The sequence below is a fragment of the Streptomyces sp. HUAS 31 genome, from assembly GCF_028198125.1.
Taxonomy (GTDB): domain Bacteria; phylum Actinomycetota; class Actinomycetes; order Streptomycetales; family Streptomycetaceae; genus Streptomyces; species Streptomyces chartreusis.
This window is the reverse complement of the sequence record NZ_CP116353.1, coordinates 5,724,862-5,743,101: the sequence shown is the minus strand read 5'-3', so window position 1 is coordinate 5,743,101 and position 18,240 is coordinate 5,724,862. Positions and strand designations below refer to the sequence as shown.

Genomic DNA, 18,240 nt, shown 5'->3' with positions numbered 1-18,240 from the left:
CCGCCCGGTTGGTCAATTCCGTTCGCCTTGTGTCGCTTTCCGGGCACGCGACTGGATGCGCACGGTCCGCAAGCATTCACGATACGTGCCGGAGGCAACCCACAAAGAGGGGTTGCCGTATCTCACGGTTCAAACCCGGCCGTCGCGAGCACTTGCGGAGATCGGCTCACCTCATGACTTCGGCTGGAACGAACCGGTCAGTGTCTTCCAGGTGTCCTTGCGGAGATCGCTGTCCCAATCGGCGGCCTTCGCCGTGTACATCAGCGCATAGCCGCGACGGCTGTCCACGACGAACCCACGGTCGATCGTCCGGTACTTCGTCCCGCCGTCGACGTAGGTGAACTCCCAGTCGGCCGTGTTCCAGCCGCGATAGTCCACCTTCTCTATGCGGATCCGGTCGTACTGGGAGCGCTGCATGTACTGCTCCTGGTCCTCCCAGTCCGCCACCGGGTCGTCCTGCGGCGTGGACGTCCAGGCGACGAGCAGCTTCTGCCCGTCGGGACCGGTGAACCGGTCCCCCGAGGAGCCCGTGGTCTCGTACTTCCAGCCCTTGGGAAGCCCGATCGAGTACCCCTGGTTCCCCTTGTGGGTCGAGACGGCTCCGTTGCCGCCGCCGGACCCGGCCTCGGCGCCGCTCCCCCCGGTGGCGCTCGCCTCGGCGCTCGGCGTCTTCCCGTCCTCGGACCCGGAACCGGAACCCGAACCGGAACCCTTCTCCCCCGAGGAGGACTTGTCGCCGTCCGTACGGGTCCCCTCGTCGTCCCGCTTGGTGTCGGAGCTCGCGCTCGCCTTGGTGGAGGACTTGGCCCCGCCGTCGCCCGCGGCCCCGGTCGAGTCGTCGCCGCCGTTCAGCACCACGGCCAGCACCACACCGAGGACGGCGAGCGCCACGACCACCGCGATGATCACCAGCGTGCGCCTGGGCACCACATCGGTGAGCGGCGCCCTCGGCACGGTCCGCTCCGGCAGATCCGGCGGTGGCATGACGGGCCACCCCGAACTCCGGCCCCCGCTCTGCCCGTTCCCACTCGTGGCATCGCGCTCACCGGCACCCGCACCGCCCTTGGCCCCGGCACCGGCGGCGGACCCACCGGCCACACCACCCTCGGAACCGGAACCCCGACCGGAACTCCCGGCGTCCGCCGAAGGCCCAGCCGCGCTTCCCGCCGTGGACGACCCGCCGGCCGACCCGCCGGACGTCCGAGCAGCCGACCCGCCGGCCGCTCCACCGCCCGCGACCGAACCGGACTCGGCCTTCTCACTTGCGGACTTGCCACGCGTGGCAGCCCCGGCAGCCGCCCCCGCGCCCACAGCGGCCTTGCGCACGGAACGCAGCGCCCCGCGCAACCGCTCCCCGGCCTCCTCGCCCCGCTTGCCCACGGACCCGGCACCCGAACGCCCCTTGCCCTCCGGCGCGCCGGGCTGCGGCGGCAGCGGCACGACCTTCGTCGCGTCCGCCGGCTCCGGCTCGGACTTGCGCTCGGGCGCGTGGATGACGGCGTTGAGCATCTTCCGCGCACCGGCGTCGTCGAGCCGCTGCTCGGGGTCCTTGTTGAGCAGGCCGTAGATGACGTCCCGCAGCGGACCCGCGTTCTTCGGCTCCTCCATCGGCTCGGTCATCACCGCGGTGAGCGTGGCGATCGCGGAGCCCTTGTCGTACGGCGGCACACCCTCGACCGACGCGTACAACAGGCCGCCCAGCGACCACAGGTCGGCCGCGGGGCCCGGCTTGTGGCCGCGGGCCCGCTCCGGGGAGATGTAGGAGGGCGCGCCGACGAGCATGCCGGTCGAGGTGATGGACGGGTCGCCCTCGACCTGGGCGATGCCGAAGTCGGTGAGCACGACCCGGTCGGTGTCGGACTCCAGCAGGACGTTCGACGGCTTCACGTCGCGGTGCAGGATGCCCTCGCGGTGTGCGGACCGCAGCACGTCGAGCACGGCCAGGCCCACCTCGGCCGCCCGCTTGGGCTCCAGCAGGCCGTCCTCCCGGATGACCTCGGCGAGCGACTTGCCCTCGACGAGCTCCATCACGATCCAGGGCCGGTCGTCCTCTTCGACCACGTCGAACACCGTGACCGCGCTGTTGTTGCGGATCCGGGCGATCGCCTTGGCCTCACGCAGGGTGCGGGTGATCAGGCGTCGCTTCTCCTCCTCGTCGATGTTCGAGGGGAACCGCAGCTCCTTGACGGCGACAGTGCGCCCCAGTGTCTCGTCGACGGCACGCCACACCGTGCCCATGCCGCCCCTGCCGAGCACACCGCCCAGCCTGTATCGCCCCGCGAGGAGACGCTCACGGTCGTCCTGACGAGTCTCCTGACGAGATGTCCCCGCCCGCTCCGCCTCCGACATGCGTCCCCTCATACAACCCGCCCTGACAGAGCCTCCATTGTCTCTCACCCGACAAGTGCCCAACGCCCAGGGTGCCTCTCATACGGCCACCCGCCCGCACGGCGCCGGCACCCGGGCCCGCTCTCACCCGGGGCCCCGTGTACCGCGCGTAACACTCCCCGGCATGATGAGCCGCGTCGAAGGGAGGGAACCCGCATGGCGCGACCGGTGATGCCACTGCTTCGGACACTACTTGCCTTCCCTGTGCTCCTGACGCTTCTCGGCCTCGTGTCCCCGTCGCTCCTCGGCCTGTCCCCCGCCGGCCGGCCGGCTCTCACCGCCTCCTCGACGTCCGGGGCCCCGGCGACCGACGCCCTCCTCGCACGGCTCGTGACCCGGGGAAAGGCCCCCGCGGCGGCCCTGCTGGCCCGCGAGGAGACCGGCACCCGCTACACCCGAGCCGGCCAGGGCATCGCCCGCACCGACCACTTCCGCGCCGGCAGCGTGACGAAGACCTTCATCGCGACCGTCGTCCTGCAACTGGCAGCCGAGGGACAGCTGTCCCTGTCCGACACGGTGGAGCGGTACCTGCCGGGCCTGGTGCGCGGGGCGGGCAACGACGGGCGCGCGCTGACCCTTCGTGCCCTGCTGACCCACACCAGCGGCCTGTACGACTTCACCGCGGCGACCAAAGGCGCTCTCCCCGTGACGTCGCTTCAGGCTGTCCGAATAGCGCTCACCCACCCCCCTGCCGCCCGCGGCGGCTTCTCCTACTCGAACACCAACTACGTGTTGCTCGGCCTGGTCGTCGAGCAGGTCACCGGCCGCTCCTACGCCGCCGAGACCGAACGGCGCGTCATCGCCCCGCTGGGTCTGACCGGCACCTCCTTCCCCGGTTCCCGCACCTCGCTGCCCTCCCCGTACGGCCGTGCCTACGCCACCGACGGGACCGATGTCACCGAACTCGATCCCCGGGTGGCGGGCGCAGCCGGTGAGCTGGTGACCACGCTCGCCGACCTCGACCGCTTCTACGCCGCGCTGCTCGGCGGCCGCCTGCTGCCCCCGCGCTGGCTGCGCGAGATGCTCGACACCCGTGCCGCACACGGCTCGTACGGCATGGGTCTCTTTCCCGTGAAACTGCGCTGCGGCACCGTCGTATGGGGGCACAGCGGGCGCATATCCGGCAGCTACGTGCGCTCCGCGGCCACCGTCGACGGGCGTCGTGTCATGACTTTCCGGGTGAACACGACGGCGATCGCAGATCCCGGCCTCGAACTCCGGCTGCTCGCCGCCGAGTTCTGCCCTCGCACCGGTTAGAACGGCCGAGGTTCGAGCGGAGATCCCGTCTCCGGCCACCCGTTCGGGTGACGTTCTCGACGACTACGCCGGCACGGTCACAGCGGGACGATGTCCGGCGCCCCCAGCCGCGCCGCGTCCGCCGTCAGGTCGTCCGGCTGGCGCTGCGACTCCCGCTCGGCCTCCACGCGCTTCTGGTAGTGCTCGACCTCGCGCTCGATGTGGTCCTTGTCCCAGCCCAGCACCGGCGCCATCAGCTCGGCGGCCTCGCGCGCGCACCGGGTGCCACGGTCGAAGGTCTCGATGGAGATGCGGGTGCGCCGCGTCAGGGCGTCGTCCAGATGGCGCGCCCCCTCGTGCGAGGCGGCGTACACGATCTCGGCGCGCAGATAGTCGTCGCCGGACGCGAGGGGCTCGCCCAGCGCCGGGTTCGCGGTGATGAGTTCGAGCACCTCCTCGGCGAGCGACCCGTACCGGTTCAACAGGTGTTCCACGCGCACCACATGAAGGCCCGTCCGCGCCGCGATGCGCGCGCGGGCGTTCCACAGCGCGCGGTACCCCTCCGCGCCCAGCAGCGGAATGTCCTCCGTGACGCACTCGGCGACCCGCATGTCGAGCCCGTGGACCGCGGCGTCGACCGCGTCCTTGGCCATCACGCGGTACGTCGTGTATTTGCCGCCGGCCACGACGACGAGTCCGGGGACGGGATGCGCCACGGTGTGTTCGCGGGACAGCTTGCTGGTGGCGTCCGACTCCCCCGCGAGCAGCGGCCGCAGCCCGGCGTACACGCCTTCGACGTCGTCGCGGGTCAGGGGCACCGCGAGCACCGAGTTCACGTGTTCCAGCAGGTAGTCGATGTCAGCGCTGGACGCGGCCGGGTGGGCCTTGTCGAGGTCCCAGTCGGTGTCGGTGGTGCCGACGATCCAGTGCCTGCCCCAGGGGATGACGAACAGCACGGACTTCTCGGTGCGCAGGATGAGCCCGGTGGAGGAGTGGATGCGGTCCTTGGGCACGACCAGGTGGATGCCCTTGGAGGCGCGGACGTGGAACTGCCCGCGCTCGCCCACCATCGACTGGGTGTCGTCGGTCCACACACCGGTGGCGTTGACGATCTGCTTGGCGCGGACCTCGTACTCCCCGCCGCCCTCGACGTCCTGCACCCGGGCCCCGACGACCCGTTCGCCCTCCCGCAGGAACGCGGTCACGCGCGCGCGGTTGGCGACCTTCGCGCCGTAGGCCGCGGCCGTGCGCACGAGGGTGGCCACATAGCGGGCGTCGTCCATCTGCGCGTCGTAGTACTGCAGGGCGCCGACCAGTGCGTCCTTGCGCAGCGCCGGGGCCACTCGAAGGGCGTGCCGGCGGCTCAGATGGCGGTGCAGGGGCAGGCCGCGCCCGTGCCCGCGGGCCATCGACATGGCGTCGTAGAGCGCGACGCCCGAGCCCGCGTACAGCCGCTCCCAGCCCTTGTGCTGGAGCGGGTACAGGAACGGCACCGGCTTCACCAGGTGCGGGGCGAGCCGCTCCAGCAGCAGCCCGCGTTCCTTGAGGGCTTCCCGTACGAGGACGAAGTCGAGCATCTCCAGATAGCGCAGGCCGCCGTGAATGAGCTTGCTCGACCTGCTGGAGGTGCCCGAGGCCCAGTCCCGGGCCTCGACCAGTCCGGTCGACAGTCCGCGGGTCACCGCGTCGAGCGCTGTGCCCGCGCCCACGACGCCACCGCCGACGACCAGTAGGTCCAGCTCGCGCTCGGCCATTGCCGCCAGTGACTCGGCGCGCTCGGCCGGCCCCAGTGTCGCTGTCCTCACCGCTGCCTCCCGCTCATCGGTCGCGTGGGCCGCACCCGTCGGGCGAAGCCCGGTTCCTACCCCCTATGCCCAAAATTCTGACCGGGTTGCCCGACTTCAGCCACCACTCGCCCCCAGCCTGTGGACAACACTCACGGAAACGCGATCATTCAATGCCGCAAATCGGTCATATTTACTCCTAGTCTGACATTGCGCTCCCTCGTCCTGTCCACAGGGGTTGCGCGACCGCCCCGCTTCGGTTACTGGGAAGGACGGCCCACGCCATGCCCGCAGATCTCGCCGTCATCGGACTAGGCCCGTACGGCCTGCCGCTGGCCAAGGCTGCCGTCGCCGTCGGCATCCCCACGCTCGGTTACCGGACCGGGCCCGATTCCGGCTCCCTCAGTCCCGCCGAACTGCGCCGGATGCTCTCGGGGGGCTTCCGGCACGCCACGAACCCCGCCGAGCTCGGCCGGGTCCGCACCGCCGTCATCTGCCCCCCGACCCCGCGCGGCGCCGACGGCTCCCTCGACCTGAGCCAGGTGGAGGCGGCCGCCCGCACCCTGGCGGGACAGCTGCGCCCGCACACCACCGTCATCCTGGAGTCACCGGTGCCGCCGGGCACCACCGAGAACGTGCTGCGTCCCATCCTGGAAGAGGGTTCCGGGATGCGCGCCGGCCGTGATTTCCACCTGGCGTACTCCCCCAGCCGCGTCGACCCCGGAAACCGCCACTTCACGCCCGCCAACACTCCCCAGGTGATCGGCGGGCTCACCCCCGCCTGCACCGAGTCGGCGGCCGCCTTCTACGGCCGTCTCACCGACAAGGTGGTACGCGCGCGTGGCCCGCGCGAGGCGGAGACCGTGCAGGTCCTGGAGACCAACTTCCGGCACGTCAACATCGCCCTCGTCAACGAAATGGCCGTCCTCTGCCACGACTTGGGCGTCGACCTGTGGGACGTCATCCGCTGCGCGGAGACCAAGCCGTTCGGCTTCCAGGCGTTCCGCCCCGGCCCCGGCGTCGGCGGCCACGCCGTCCCGCAGGACCTCGCCGGCCCCGCCGGCCGCACCCTGCGCATGGTCGAACTGGCCCAGCAGGTCAACAGCCAGATGCCCCGCTACGTCGTCCAGCGCGCCGCCGCCCTCCTCAACGAGCACGGCAAGTCCGCCCGCGGCGCCCGCATCCTCCTGCTCGGCGTCACCTACAAGCCCGACCTCGCCGACCAGCAGTCCACACCCGCTCAGGAGGTCGCCACCCGGCTGCTGGAGCTGGGCGCGTCCATCAGCTACCACGACCCCTACATCGCCTCCTGGAGCGTCCTGGACCGCCCGGTGCCGCGCGCGGACGCCCTGTACGAGGCCGTCGCGGACGCCGACCTGACGATCCTGCTCCAGCAGCACCGGACGTACGACCTGCAAGGTCTGTCGGTGAAGGCCCAGCTCCTGCTGGACACGCGCGGGGCCGCGCCCACCGGGGCGGCACACCGGTTGTGACGCGGACGCTCCCGGCCGCCACACGCGCGTGAGCCGCTCCTGACGAAGAAGGGCCGGTCACCCCACCCCGGGGTGACCGGCCCTTCCCTGACGAAGACGTCGTACGGACTAGCGCGTGTGCTGCGAGTCCGCGACCGTCACCTCGACCCGCTGGAACTCCTTGAGCTCGCTGTAGCCGGTCGTGGCCATGGCCCGGCGCAGGGCACCGAAGAAGTTCATGGAACCGTCGGGGGTGTGCGACGGGCCCGTCAGCACCTCCTCGATGGTGCCGACCGTGCCCAGGTCGACCTTCTGGCCGCGCGGCAGCTCCTCGTTCACGGCCTCCATGCCCCAGTGGTGGCCCTTGCCGGGCGCGTCCGTGGCGCGGGCCAGCGGGGAGCCCATCATCACGGCGTCGGCGCCGCAGGCGATGGCCTTGGGAAGGTCGCCGGACCAGCCCACACCGCCGTCGGCGATCACGTGGACGTACCGGCCGCCGGACTCGTCCATGTAGTCGCGGCGGGCCGCGGCCACGTCGGCGACCGCCGTGGCCATCGGGACACGGATGCCGAGGACGTTGCGGGTGGTGTGCGCGGCGCCGCCGCCGAAGCCGACCAGGACGCCCGCCGCGCCGGTGCGCATCAGGTGCAGGGCGGCGGTGTAGGTGGCGCAGCCGCCGACGATCACCGGGACGTCGAGCTCGTAGATGAACTGCTTCAGGTTCAGCGGCTCGTGCGAGGAGGAGACGTGCTCCGCGGAGACCGTGGTGCCGCGGATGACGAAGATGTCGACGCCGGCGTCGACGACCGCCTTGGAGAACTGGGCCGTGCGCTGCGGGGAGAGCGCGGCGGCGGTGACGACACCCGAGTCGCGCACCTCCTTGATGCGCTGCCCGATCAGCTCCTCCTTGATGGGAGCGGCGTAGACCTCCTGGAGGCGGCGCGTGGCGGCCTCGGTGGGCATCCCGGCGATCTCGTCGAGGAGCGGCTGCGGGTCCTCGTACCGCGTCCACAGGCCCTCGAGGTTCAGCACGCCGAGGCCGCCGAGCTCGCCGATGCGGATCGCGGTGGCCGGGGAGACGACCGAGTCCATGGGGGCGGCCAGGAAGGGCAGCTCGAAACGGTAGGCGTCGATCTGCCAGGCGATCGAGACCTCCTTCGGGTCCCGCGTACGGCGGCTGGGGACGACGGCGATGTCGTCGAAGGCGTACGCCCGGCGGCCGCGCTTGCCGCGCCCGATCTCGATCTCAGTCACGTCTGTGGCCTTTCCCTGATGCGTTCAGCGTCTTCCAGTATCGCCGACGGGCACGACGAGGGCGGCCCCGGATGCTTCCGGGGCCGCCCTCTCAGGCGTGCTGCCTACTTACGGCTGTAGTTCGGCGCCTCGACCGTCATCTGGATGTCGTGCGGGTGGCTCTCCTTCAGACCCGCCGACGTGATCCGCACGAACCGGCCCTTGTCCTGGAGCTCGGGAACCGTGCTGCCACCGACGTAGAACATCGACTGGCGCAGACCGCCGACCAGCTGGTGGACGACGGAGGACAGCGGGCCGCGGTAGGGCACCTGGCCCTCGATGCCCTCGGGGATCAGCTGCTCGTCGGAGGCGACGCCCTCCTGGAAGTAGCGGTCCTTGGAGAACGACTTGCGGTCGCCGCGGGTCTGCATGGCGCCGAGCGAGCCCATGCCGCGGTACGACTTGAACTGCTTGCCGTTGATGAACAGCAGCTCGCCCGGGGACTCCTCGCAGCCCGCGAGCAGCGAGCCGAGCATCACGGTGTCGGCGCCCGCGACCAGGGCCTTGGCGATGTCGCCGGAGTACTGCAGACCGCCGTCGCCGATGACGGGGACGCCGGCCGCCTTGGCGGCGAGCGAGGCCTCGTAGATGGCGGTGACCTGCGGGACGCCGATGCCGGCGACCACTCGGGTCGTACAGATGGAGCCGGGGCCGACGCCGACCTTGATGCCGTCCACGCCGGAGTCGATGAGCGCCTGGGCGCCGTCCTTGGTGGCGATGTTGCCGCCGATGACGTCGACGCCGGCGGAGTTCGACTTGATCTTGGCGACCATGTCGCCGACCAGGCGGGAGTGGCCGTGCGCGGTGTCGACGACGATGAAGTCGACGCCTGCCTCGATCAGCGCCTGGGCGCGCTCGAAGGAGTCACCGGCGACGCCGACCGCGGCGCCGACGATGAGGCGGCCCTTCGAGTCCTTCGAGGCGTTCGGGTACTTCTCCGCCTTGACGAAGTCCTTGACGGTGATCAGGCCCTTGAGGATGCCGTGGTCGTCGACCAGCGGCAGCTTCTCGATCTTGTGCTTCCGCAGCAGCTCGATGGCCTCGACGCCGGAGATGCCGACCTTGCCGGTGACCAGCGGCATCGGCGTCATGACCTCGCGCACCCGGCGCGTACGGTCGCTCTCGAACGCCATGTCACGGTTGGTGACGATGCCCAGCAGCTTGCCGGCCGGGTCGGTGACCGGGATGCCGCTGATGCGGAACTTGGCGCACATCGCGTCGGCCTCGGCGAGCGTGGCGTCCGGGTGGATGGTGATCGGGTTGGCCACCATGCCGGACTCGGAGCGCTTCACCAGGTCGACCTGGTTGGCCTGGTCCTCGATGGAGAGGTTGCGGTGCAGAACGCCGACGCCGCCCTGACGGGCCATCGCGATCGCCATGCGCGACTCGGTGACCTTGTCCATGGCGGCGGACAGGAGCGGGATGTTCACCCGCACGTTCTTCGAGACGTACGAGGCGGTGTCGATCTCGTCGGGTGCCATGTCCGACGAGCCCGGCAGCAGCAGCACGTCGTCGTAGGTCAGCCCGAGAGTCGCGAATTTGCCGGGCACTCCGTCGACGTTGGCAGTCATGACACCTTCCCCAAATGGCCTTGATCGGTGCGGATGTCCATGCTAACGGGAAGCGCGGCTAGCAAATTCCACGGTTCTGTATGGCTCCAGGCTTCGTATGTTCGTACGGAATCGAAGCCGGGCCTGTTCAATTCGGGGCGCGCCCAAGGGAGCACTACTGCTCGGCGAGTGCGCGCAGCCGGCTCAGCGCCCTGTGCTGCGCCACCCGGACCGCTCCGGGTGACATTCCCAACATCTGTCCGGTCTCCTCCGCGGTCAACCCCACGGCGATCCTCAGCAGCAGCAGCTCGCGCTGGTTCTCGGGCAGGTTGGCCAGCAGTTTCTTGGCCCACTCGGCGTCGCTGCTGAGCAGCGCCCGCTCCTCCGGGCCGAGGGAGTCGTCCGGTCGCTCGGGCATCTCGTCCGAGGGGACCGCGGTGGAACCGGGGTGCCGCATCGCCGCCCGCTGGAGGTCGGCGACCTTGTGCGCGGCGATGGCGAAGACGAACGCCTCGAAGGGCCGGCCGGTGTCCTTGTAGCGCGGCAGGGCGAGGAGGACGGCTACGCAGACCTCCTGGGCGAGGTCCTCGACGAAGTGCCGGGCGTCGCCCGGAAGGCGGGACAGCCTGGTCCGGCAGTAGCGCAGGGCCAAGGGATGCACATGCGCGAGCAGATCGTGCGTGGCCTGCTCGTCCCCGTCCACGGCGCGATGGACGAGTGCACCGATCGCCCCTGCGGCTTTGGCCGCCTCGTCGTCGCGCATCGGTCCATGGTGCCCTGCGGCCGTATGCGCCGTGGCATCGCGCTCGATGTTGTGCACCGAAGCGTTATGAGCAGGTGCGCCGGAACTCATCCCTTGCGCCCTCCCCTTCCGCTCGACCGACTCGTCCCCGAGAGACTCCACACCTCAAGGATGCGGCATCCGCGGCGAAACGAGCAGCGGCCACCGACAGAGCTCCTTGGCCGACCTGGCGCCCGCGCCCCCAGAGGGGCGCGGGAAACTGCGCGACCAGCCACGACGGGCCCGCGGTCGCCGGACGGCGCGACCCGGCGGCCCGCAGTGACGCGATTAACGAACCAGGCCCCAGCGGAACCCGAGTGCCACCGCGTGTGCCCGGTCCGACGCACCGAGCTTCTTGAACAGCCGGCGGGCATGCGTCTTCACGGTGTCCTCGGAGAGGAACAGCTCGCGGCCGATCTCCGCGTTGGACCGACCGTGGCTCATGCCTTCGAGGACCTGGATCTCACGCGCCGTGAGCGTCGGCGCGGCCCCCATCTCGGCGGAGCGCAGCCGGCGCGGTGCGAGACGCCAGGTCGGGTCGGCCAGCGCCTGCGTCACCGTGGCCCGCAACTCGGCGCGCGAGGCGTCCTTGTGCAGATAGCCGCGCGCCCCGGCGGCGACCGCGAGGGCCACGCCGTCCAGGTCCTCGGCGACGGTGAGCATGATGATGCGCGCGCCGGGGTCGGCGGACAGCAGCCGCCGAACGGTCTCTACGCCGCCCAGACCGGGCATGCGTACGTCCATCAGGATCAGATCCGAACGGTCCGCGCCCCAGCGGCGGAGGACTTCCTCGCCGTTGGCCGCGGTCGTGACGCGCTCGACGCCGGGCACGGTCGCGACCGCGCGGCGGAGCGCCTCTCGGGCAAGCGGGGAGTCGTCGCAGACGAGGACGGATGTCATGGCCGCCCTCCGCAGCTGATGCACGTCACCTTGAGCCTCCAGGCTGGTACGAAATGTCACCTGTGCGGTCGACCGTCCCGGACGTCTGCCCGAGCGCTTGTTGCTTCAACCGCCTCCGCCCTCTCAACGACGGTCACTCGAAAGAGTTACGGGGGCATGCGCCGCCTTCGGCACTCTACGTGAGGAGACGGACACGGGGCAGACATGCAGGGCGGACCCTCCCTGTTTCATCACATCCCATGCCCCATTCAGCCCTTTTTCTTCCCGTTTCTTGGCGTTTGGAGCTAGATTCGCAATGAGTCATATTTTCATCTCCTTAGATCGTAGATGTACGGTCGTAGACACCGGATCCGCCCAGAACGGCTACAAGGGGTCACGTAATGGCAGATTTCTCCCGCCTTCCCGGACCGAACGCGGACCTGTGGGACTGGCAGCTGCTGGCTGCATGTCGCGGGGTGGACAGCTCGCTCTTCTTTCATCCGGAAGGCGAGCGCGGCGCGGCCCGGAGCGCTCGAGAGAACTCGGCCAAGGAGGTCTGCATGAGGTGCCCGGTACGCGCGCAGTGCGCGGCGCATGCGCTGGCGGTTCGCGAACCGTACGGCGTATGGGGCGGCTTGACCGAGGACGAGCGCGAGGAACTCATGGGGCGGGCCCGCAACCGGCTGGTGTCGGCATCGACGACCAGCGGTGACGCCGGTCCGAACACTTGAAGGAACGTTTCTGCAAACCAGGGCGCGCGTGTGCGTGCCCTTCCTTCTGCCTGCTGAACCGCCGCCCCTGACTAGCGGGCCGCGGCGCGCGCCAGTTGCTCCAGCGTCGCCGCGACGGCCGGCACCTGTGCCAGATCACTCAGCGTGAGCGCGACGATCTCCCGCCGCACGGCCGGTTCCAGCGTCAGCATGCGCGCTCCCCGCGGCCGTACGGACTCCACGGCCAGCTGCGGCAGGACGGCCACGCCGAGGCCGGCGCCCACCAGGCCGACGACCGCCGGATAGTCGTCGGTGGCGAAGTCGATGCGGGGCGTGAAGCCGGCGCTCTCGCACACCTCGACCAGCTGCCCCCGGCAGCGCGGGCACCCGGCGATCCACGGCTCGGCCGCGAGCTCGCCGATGGAGACGGACTGCGCGCGTGCCAGCCGGTGCCGTTCCGGTACGAGGCCGACGAGGCGGTCCGTCAGCAGAGGACGTACGACGAGGTCGTCCCACTCCCCTTCCTGGGGTGCGCCCTCGTAGCGGAACGCGAGTGCCACGTCGCAGTCGCCCTCACGCAGCAGCTCGACCGACTTCGGGGGCTCGGCCTCCTCCAGGGAGACACGGGTGCCGGGGTGCGCGGCGCGCAGGGCGGCCAGTGCGGTCGGGACGAGGGTGGAGCTGCCGCTGGGGAAGGAGACGAGTCGTACGCGTCCGGCGCGCAGGCCGGCGATCGCGGCGACCTCCTCCTCGGCGGCGGTGAGCCCCGAGAGGATCCCGGCGGCATGCCGCACCAGCGCCTCACCGGCCTGGGTCAGCCGCATCTCGCGCCCGCTGCGGACCAGCAGCGGGGTGCCGACGGACGATTCCAGGGCCTTCATCTGCTGGCTGACGGCGGGCTGGGTGCAGCCGAGCTCGCGCCCCGCCGCGGAGAAGGAGCCGGTGGCGGCGACGGCGCGCAGCACACGGAGATGACGGGCCTCGATCACCCCTTGAGCATAAGCGAACCTTGGGTACGGCGCCGAATAATGCGTGGACGCTTTGACCGCCGTCGCCTACCGTGCCGTTATGAAGCTTCTGTCTGTGAACCTGGGCCACCGGAAGTCCGTGCCCTACACCGATCACCCCGAAGGTGTGACCGGGATCGACAAGCAGCCGGTGGAGGGGCCGGTGCGGGTGGCGGCGCCCGGGCCCAAGGGGACCGGCGGCAGCGGTGTGGCCGGGGACCAGATCTGCAGCCTGCGTCATCACGGCGGCGACGACCAGGCCGTGTACGCGGTCGCGCGCGAGGACCTCGACGACTGGGAGCGCGAGCTGGGGCGCCCGCTGGCGAACGGCGTCTTCGGCGAGAACCTCACGACCTCGGGCCTTGACGTGTCCGGGGCGCTGATCGGCGAGCGCTGGCGGATCGGTTCCGAGCTGGTGCTGGAGGTCACGAGCGGCCGGATTCCCTGTCGCACCTTCCAGGGCCATCTGGGTGAGAAGCAGTGGGTGAAGCGGTTCATGACGAAGGGTGCGCCGGGCGCCTATCTGCGGGTGATCGCGCCGGGTGAGATCCGGGCGGGCGACTCCGTGGAGATCATTCACCGTCCGGACCATGACGTGACGGTGGCATTGCAGTTCCGCGCGGTGACGACGGACCGGAAGCTGCTGCCGCGACTGCTGGCCGCCGGCGAGGCGCTGCACCCGGAGTCGCTGGAGGCGGCGCACAAGTACGTGGCACAGCAAGGAGCTTGACGCACCGTCATCGGAAGGGCCCGCGAACTCGCGCCCGCACGCCCGCTGACCAGCCCTCCCGACGGCCGTCTCCGCCCGGGCTTCACCGATCGGGAGGCCCTGTGCAGAGAACGGATGCACGTGGTCCGGGTCACTAATCTTGCGCCATGACAACGGCATTGATTACGGGATCGACCGCGGGTATCGGCGCCGCGTTCGCGCGGCGGCTGGCCTCCGACGGGCACGACCTCGTCCTGGTGGCCCGGGACACCAAGCGGCTGCGCGAGCAGGCCACCGAGCTGCACGACCGGCACGGCATCGAGGCCGAGGTGCTGACCGCCGACCTCGCCGAGGACACCGGCATCGAGGCGGTCGCCGCCCGCCTCGGCGACCGCAGGAACCCCGTCGACCTGCTGATCAACAACGCCGGCTTCGGCAACAAGGGCCGCTACCTCGACGTCTCCATGGCCGACGAGCTGAAGATGCTCAAGGTCCACTGCGAGGCGGTGCTGCGCCTGACGTCGGCGGCGACGGAGGCGATGCGGGAGCGCGGGCGCGGCGGCGTCGTCAACGTCGCGTCGGTCGCCGCCTTCGTACCGCGCGGGACGTACGGCGCGTCCAAGGCGTGGGTCGTTCAGTTCACGCAGGGAGCGGCGCGGGATCTGGCCGGGAGCGGGGTACGGCTGATGGCGCTGTGCCCCGGATTCGTACGCACGGAATTCCACGAGCGGGCCGGAATGGGAACGGACAACATTCCGGGGTGGATGTGGCTGGACGCGGACAAACTGGTGGCGGCGGGGCTCGCGGATCTGGCGCGGGGGAAGTCGGTCTCCATTCCGGACCCTCGGTACAAGGCGTTGATGGGGGCGGCGAAATTGGTGCCTCGGGGGATGTTGGGCGGGATCAGCTCTCGGACCGGGCGGAAGTACGGGCCGCAGTAGAAGCCTTGCGGGCGAAATTGCGTCTTCGTCAGCCCTCGATCGCTTCGACGGCGATGTCCGCAGTCGTCGGCTCGAGGTTCAGCAGCTCAGGTAGGCAGAGAGGCCACCAGCCGCGGTGGAGAGCCAGAGCCGCACAGATCCGGGAACGCTCAGGGGTCGTGCTGCGTGCGATGGCCAGGTACGCCCCAGCCGCCTCTCTGCCGATCCTGATTCGCCCGGCCATGGCTTCGGCCCGCTGGTACTCGCCCTGCAATACGTAGGCCTCCACCAGTCGGGCCTGCGCCACCGCTTGGGCCGATGGTCCAAGAGCCCTGTCGATCAGGGCTTCGGCGCGGTCGAAGTCTCCGACGGCGGCCATGGCGCAGGCCATATGACTGACATCGTCCGAACCGGCGACCCGACTCCGGCCGAAAGCAGCTTCCGCTTGCCCCAGCTGGGATCGCGCCGCCGTCACTCCGTCGGTCAAAACGAGGACGCGGACGAGGCTCGCGGCGGTTCGGGCTGCTGGCGCGCCCCTGGCGATCTCCTCGGCCTCGGCGATGTAAGCCTTAGCTTCCTGGTGCCGCCCCGCGGCGTGCAACGCACCCGCGATCTCCGCCAGTACCCATGCATCGTGATGCACGTCGGCATGGCCCCGCGCGAGGCCAACGGCCCTCTCGAACTCCCCATCCGCAGCCAGTGCAACTGCCACCAGGCCGGGAAGCCGGCTGCGGCCGAGCTTCAAGGGCGTTCGGGCCGCCCCTTCCGCTTCCTCAAATCTACCGAGACTGGACATCGCCTTCGCGATCTCTGCCCAGATGCGTTCCTGGCACTGAGCGTTATGCAACCGCTTCGCCAACTCTTCTGCCCGGGACGAGAGGCCTGCCCATGCCATCGCCTTGGCCAGGCAAACCACCAGTTCCTCGAGCCACGTCGTATCGAGAGCCGTCTGGTCCATCAGTGCGGCGAGGTCATGCTCCGTACGCGCCAGGAGAGATTGTGCTGCGTCAACGAACCCCGCCCTGGCCAACGCCTGAGCAACCGCGGCCGTATTACGAAGCTTCGCCGGGGCGCTCATCGAGCGGCGAGCCAGTTCTTCGGCGTTCAGCAGGACCTCGCGCGCTCGCTCGACCGAACCGCTCGCCGCCAGTTCTACCGAAATGCGAATCAGAGGGTCGATGGATCCACTGTCCGTGACAAGGATGCGCCCGATTCTCAGAGCTTCCTCCGTTTGTCCTGCACGAATCATGGCCAGGGAGATGACAAGAAGAGCCTCAGAAAGAATCACGTCCGTCGTGATGAGTCGAGCCATGCTGAATGCCTGATCGAGATCGCCGTCACGACATAAGGCCAAGACGGCGGAAGCCGCACCGGCCGAGAGATGGTCCCCGTCGGGTAACAGCCGGAGGAGCGTCTTGGCATGATCCATATACCCGAACCAAGCGCTTTCTCCGACCATTTTTGAGATCAATTCGAAGCGCCATTCGTCCAAGGTGACTTCCTTCACGAGGGCAAGCGCGGCTTCCAATTCCCCTGCCGACGCCAGGGCCGGCGCCAGCTCCTCCACCGAGAGGGGCGCGCTGCCCGATAACACCTCTTCGATCAGGTCGCCGCCGCCGTCTGCCCAACGACGTCGGACAGAGGCCAGCCGAGCAAGCGCCACCTTCCTCGATGTCGGGGTATGGGCGCCGCGGGCGACAACCTCTGCTTTGGAGTAGCTGCCGCCTGCCGCCAGCGCAACAGCCAAGTGGACGGGAGCCTCATCAGAGATTCCCAGAGCCGGCGCCATCCTCTCGACAAGGTCTGTCGCGCCTGCTTCCGCAAGGCCGACAATGATCCCTCGCGCCGAAGCCCTACTCACGCGTTCAGGGGTCAGGTCCGCTGCCAGCCTCTCAGCCCGCGCAAAGTGCCGCGTTTTCACCAGCGCCAGCACGATACGCACCAAGATGGCGTCCCGACTGACCTCGTCGCCTGCCTGACGGGCCAGTTGCTCGGCCTCCCCAAGCAGTCGTACCGCTTCGAGCCCGCCAAGAACCTCGCCGACCTCTGCCAGTGCAACTGCCCGCTCGGTCCTGTCCGGGAAGCCTCGGGCCAGCATCTCCCCCCTGCTCCCTTCACCTAAATGGCCCCACGCCGCCGCTATGGCAGGGGGCACTTTGGAGATCCGCTCTTCAAGAGCATTCCGGCGTATCGACAAGCGCAACATGTCGTGCAGTCGCCCTCCGCCTTCCTCGATGATCATCTCGCCCGCAATGCCGATCTCGGCCAGGGCGGAAGCATCGTGGCCGGAAGCGTGAAGAAGTCGCTCGTGCCGGTGGGGGTCAACGGCACAGAGGATGACGCGATCGATGTCGCCCTGCGCGTGCACCATCTGGAAATAGCCACGCAGCAAGTAGTGAGGAGTTTCAGGTGGCCAGCGTTGCTCCCGGTACTCGTCGCACCAGGCGTGCAGGTGCTGACGATACCGATCGACATCGCCCGCACCGAGCATCTCCTCCGCTCGCTCCTTGAGCTCCTCGTGTGCCAGGAGGTAGAGCCCCGCCCTCGAAGAGCCCAGTGACGAAGCCTCACGCTTCACAAAGGTGCGTCCAGCCCGATTCCGGAGAAGATCCTCAATTTCGTACTGCCGCTGCCCGGTCAGCCAGCCCAGGTCGGATGCCGTCAAGCCGCCCTCGGCCGCCACAACGAATCCGAGCAGATCACGGCACAGATGCCCCTCGGCCAGAAATCGTTTCAACTCTCGCTCTGCTTCGGCACGAATCGCCTGAGCATGAGGCGACGGCCGCAAACTGCGCATGTGCTGCGAATCCCGTAATGGATGATCGTGTGGCACATCACTGGGGAGAGGAGGATTGAGGCGACCTGAGACGATGACCCGGGTGCCGAATTCCAGGAAACGCGGCAAAAGGCTCGCGATGCTATGGGCGTCTGGCCCCATTGTCACCCCACGGTCTTCGTCCAGACCATCGACCAGCAGCACCAGCCGTTCGCCTCGCTCAAGACAGATGCGGGCCGCCTGGCTGTAGAGCCGCAGCAAGTGCCCGTCCCGGGTCGCTTCCGTCAGATGCGCAGGCAGGCTGTCCCCGGCCAGCTCCGCCAACTGCTCGAGCACTACATCGCCATAGGCCACCGCGTCGTTCTGCGAACGCAGCTGAGCAGTGACGAAGAAAGGCACGATCCGTACGCCCGGAGGTGGATTCAGCGCGAACCACGACATCAATGCGGTCTTACCTGCCCATGCCTCCGCCCGCCACCAGGCGTACGTCGGACCGGAGTCACGTGTGCAGAACTCGGCAAGGTCGCTCAACTCAGCCTGCCGGTCCACGAGTTCGGCCGGGACGATGCGGCGCACCTGCTCCCAGTACGCCGAACGCACAGCGGGGGCGATCACGATCTGGTTGTGGTCGCCCGTGACGGCCACACCTACGTCTCCGCCCGCCGAGACGGACTGTCTCCCCCGCGCACGCATCCCGCCATGATGTCAAAACGCCGACAGGCACAGCCCCCCATC

Annotated in this window: 13 protein-coding genes; 5 read left to right on the top strand and 8 right to left on the bottom strand. The window is 69.5% G+C overall.

The window, feature by feature from the left end; translation table 11 throughout:
- Positions 1-171: 171 nt before the first annotated feature.
- Positions 172-2,349, bottom strand: a complete 2,178-nt coding sequence (locus tag PGH47_RS25800) for a serine/threonine-protein kinase (protein WP_271665390.1) — start codon at positions 2,347-2,349, stop codon at positions 172-174.
- Positions 2,350-2,559: 210 nt separating this feature from the next.
- Between PGH47_RS25800 and PGH47_RS25795 the strand changes: the two genes are divergently transcribed.
- Positions 2,560-3,645 (top strand): serine hydrolase domain-containing protein, encoded by a 1,086-nt coding sequence (locus PGH47_RS25795; protein WP_271668147.1) that lies wholly within the window; start codon positions 2,560-2,562, stop codon positions 3,643-3,645.
- A gap of 77 nt (positions 3,646-3,722) precedes the next feature.
- On the opposite strand, the gene PGH47_RS25790 is transcribed toward PGH47_RS25795, so the two are convergent.
- Positions 3,723-5,429, bottom strand: coding sequence for a glycerol-3-phosphate dehydrogenase/oxidase (locus tag PGH47_RS25790; RefSeq protein WP_271665389.1), 1,707 nt, complete (start codon positions 5,427-5,429; stop codon positions 3,723-3,725).
- A 263-nt stretch (positions 5,430-5,692) separates the two neighbouring features.
- Here PGH47_RS25790 and PGH47_RS25785 point away from each other — a divergent pair, with 263 nt between their 5' ends.
- On the top strand, positions 5,693-6,901 hold the full coding sequence (locus PGH47_RS25785; RefSeq protein ID WP_271665388.1) for a nucleotide sugar dehydrogenase: 1,209 nt from the start codon (positions 5,693-5,695) through the stop codon (positions 6,899-6,901).
- 108 nt (positions 6,902-7,009) lie between these two features.
- Here PGH47_RS25785 and PGH47_RS25780 read toward each other — a convergent pair whose 3' ends face one another.
- The 4 genes from PGH47_RS25780 to PGH47_RS25765 all read right to left on the bottom strand — a co-directional run bounded on the left by PGH47_RS25780 (position 7,010) and on the right by PGH47_RS25765 (position 11,404).
- Positions 7,010-8,134 carry a GuaB3 family IMP dehydrogenase-related protein gene (locus PGH47_RS25780; protein WP_271665387.1) on the bottom strand — a complete coding sequence of 375 codons (1,125 nt, stop codon included), beginning with the start codon at positions 8,132-8,134 and terminating at the stop codon, positions 7,010-7,012.
- 104 nt (positions 8,135-8,238) lie between these two features.
- Positions 8,239-9,744, bottom strand: coding sequence for an IMP dehydrogenase (gene guaB, locus PGH47_RS25775; RefSeq protein WP_030946249.1), 1,506 nt, complete (start codon positions 9,742-9,744; stop codon positions 8,239-8,241).
- A gap of 154 nt (positions 9,745-9,898) precedes the next feature.
- Positions 9,899-10,486 (bottom strand): sigma-70 family RNA polymerase sigma factor, encoded by a 588-nt coding sequence (locus PGH47_RS25770; RefSeq protein WP_030946246.1) that lies wholly within the window; start codon positions 10,484-10,486, stop codon positions 9,899-9,901.
- Positions 10,487-10,792: 306 nt separating this feature from the next.
- Complete coding sequence (locus PGH47_RS25765; protein ID WP_003948568.1) at positions 10,793-11,404, bottom strand: response regulator transcription factor; 612 nt, start codon at positions 11,402-11,404, stop codon at positions 10,793-10,795.
- A gap of 380 nt (positions 11,405-11,784) precedes the next feature.
- Here PGH47_RS25765 and PGH47_RS25760 point away from each other — a divergent pair, with 380 nt between their 5' ends.
- Complete coding sequence (locus PGH47_RS25760) at positions 11,785-12,114, top strand: WhiB family transcriptional regulator (protein WP_030946242.1); 330 nt, start codon at positions 11,785-11,787, stop codon at positions 12,112-12,114.
- A gap of 71 nt (positions 12,115-12,185) precedes the next feature.
- Here PGH47_RS25760 and PGH47_RS25755 read toward each other — a convergent pair whose 3' ends face one another.
- Positions 12,186-13,082 carry a LysR family transcriptional regulator gene (locus tag PGH47_RS25755; protein ID WP_030946240.1) on the bottom strand — a complete coding sequence of 299 codons (897 nt, stop codon included), beginning with the start codon at positions 13,080-13,082 and terminating at the stop codon, positions 12,186-12,188.
- 79 nt (positions 13,083-13,161) lie between these two features.
- Between PGH47_RS25755 and PGH47_RS25750 the strand changes: the two genes are divergently transcribed.
- Positions 13,162-13,830: an MOSC domain-containing protein gene (locus PGH47_RS25750; RefSeq protein ID WP_271665386.1), complete on the top strand. Its 669-nt coding sequence runs from the start codon at positions 13,162-13,164 to the stop codon at positions 13,828-13,830.
- Between the two features lie 146 nt (positions 13,831-13,976).
- On the top strand, positions 13,977-14,750 hold the full coding sequence (locus PGH47_RS25745) for an SDR family NAD(P)-dependent oxidoreductase (protein WP_107904024.1): 774 nt from the start codon (positions 13,977-13,979) through the stop codon (positions 14,748-14,750).
- A 28-nt stretch (positions 14,751-14,778) separates the two neighbouring features.
- Here PGH47_RS25745 and PGH47_RS25740 read toward each other — a convergent pair whose 3' ends face one another.
- Entirely contained in the window at positions 14,779-18,150 is a 3,372-nt protein-coding gene (locus PGH47_RS25740) for a hypothetical protein (RefSeq protein ID WP_271665385.1), read from the bottom strand.
- Positions 18,151-18,240: the final 90 nt, after the last annotated feature.

Excerpts from the sequence above, each read along its gene's own strand:
- PGH47_RS25770 (WP_030946246.1), bottom strand. The coding sequence starts at position 10,486 with ATGCGCGACGACGAGGCGGCCAAAGCCGCAGGGGCGATCGGTGCACTC.
- PGH47_RS25800 (WP_271665390.1), bottom strand. The coding sequence starts at position 2,349 with ATGTCGGAGGCGGAGCGGGCGGGGACATCTCGTCAGGAGACTCGTCAG.
- PGH47_RS25745 (WP_107904024.1), top strand. The coding sequence starts at position 13,977 with ATGACAACGGCATTGATTACGGGATCGACCGCGGGTATCGGCGCCGCG.
- PGH47_RS25795 (WP_271668147.1), top strand. The coding sequence starts at position 2,560 with ATGCCACTGCTTCGGACACTACTTGCCTTCCCTGTGCTCCTGACGCTT.
- PGH47_RS25760 (WP_030946242.1), top strand. The coding sequence starts at position 11,785 with ATGGCAGATTTCTCCCGCCTTCCCGGACCGAACGCGGACCTGTGGGAC.
- guaB (WP_030946249.1), bottom strand. The coding sequence starts at position 9,744 with ATGACTGCCAACGTCGACGGAGTGCCCGGCAAATTCGCGACTCTCGGG.
- PGH47_RS25785 (WP_271665388.1), top strand. The coding sequence starts at position 5,693 with ATGCCCGCAGATCTCGCCGTCATCGGACTAGGCCCGTACGGCCTGCCG.
- PGH47_RS25750 (WP_271665386.1), top strand. The coding sequence starts at position 13,162 with ATGAAGCTTCTGTCTGTGAACCTGGGCCACCGGAAGTCCGTGCCCTAC.
- PGH47_RS25765 (WP_003948568.1), bottom strand. The coding sequence starts at position 11,404 with ATGACATCCGTCCTCGTCTGCGACGACTCCCCGCTTGCCCGAGAGGCG.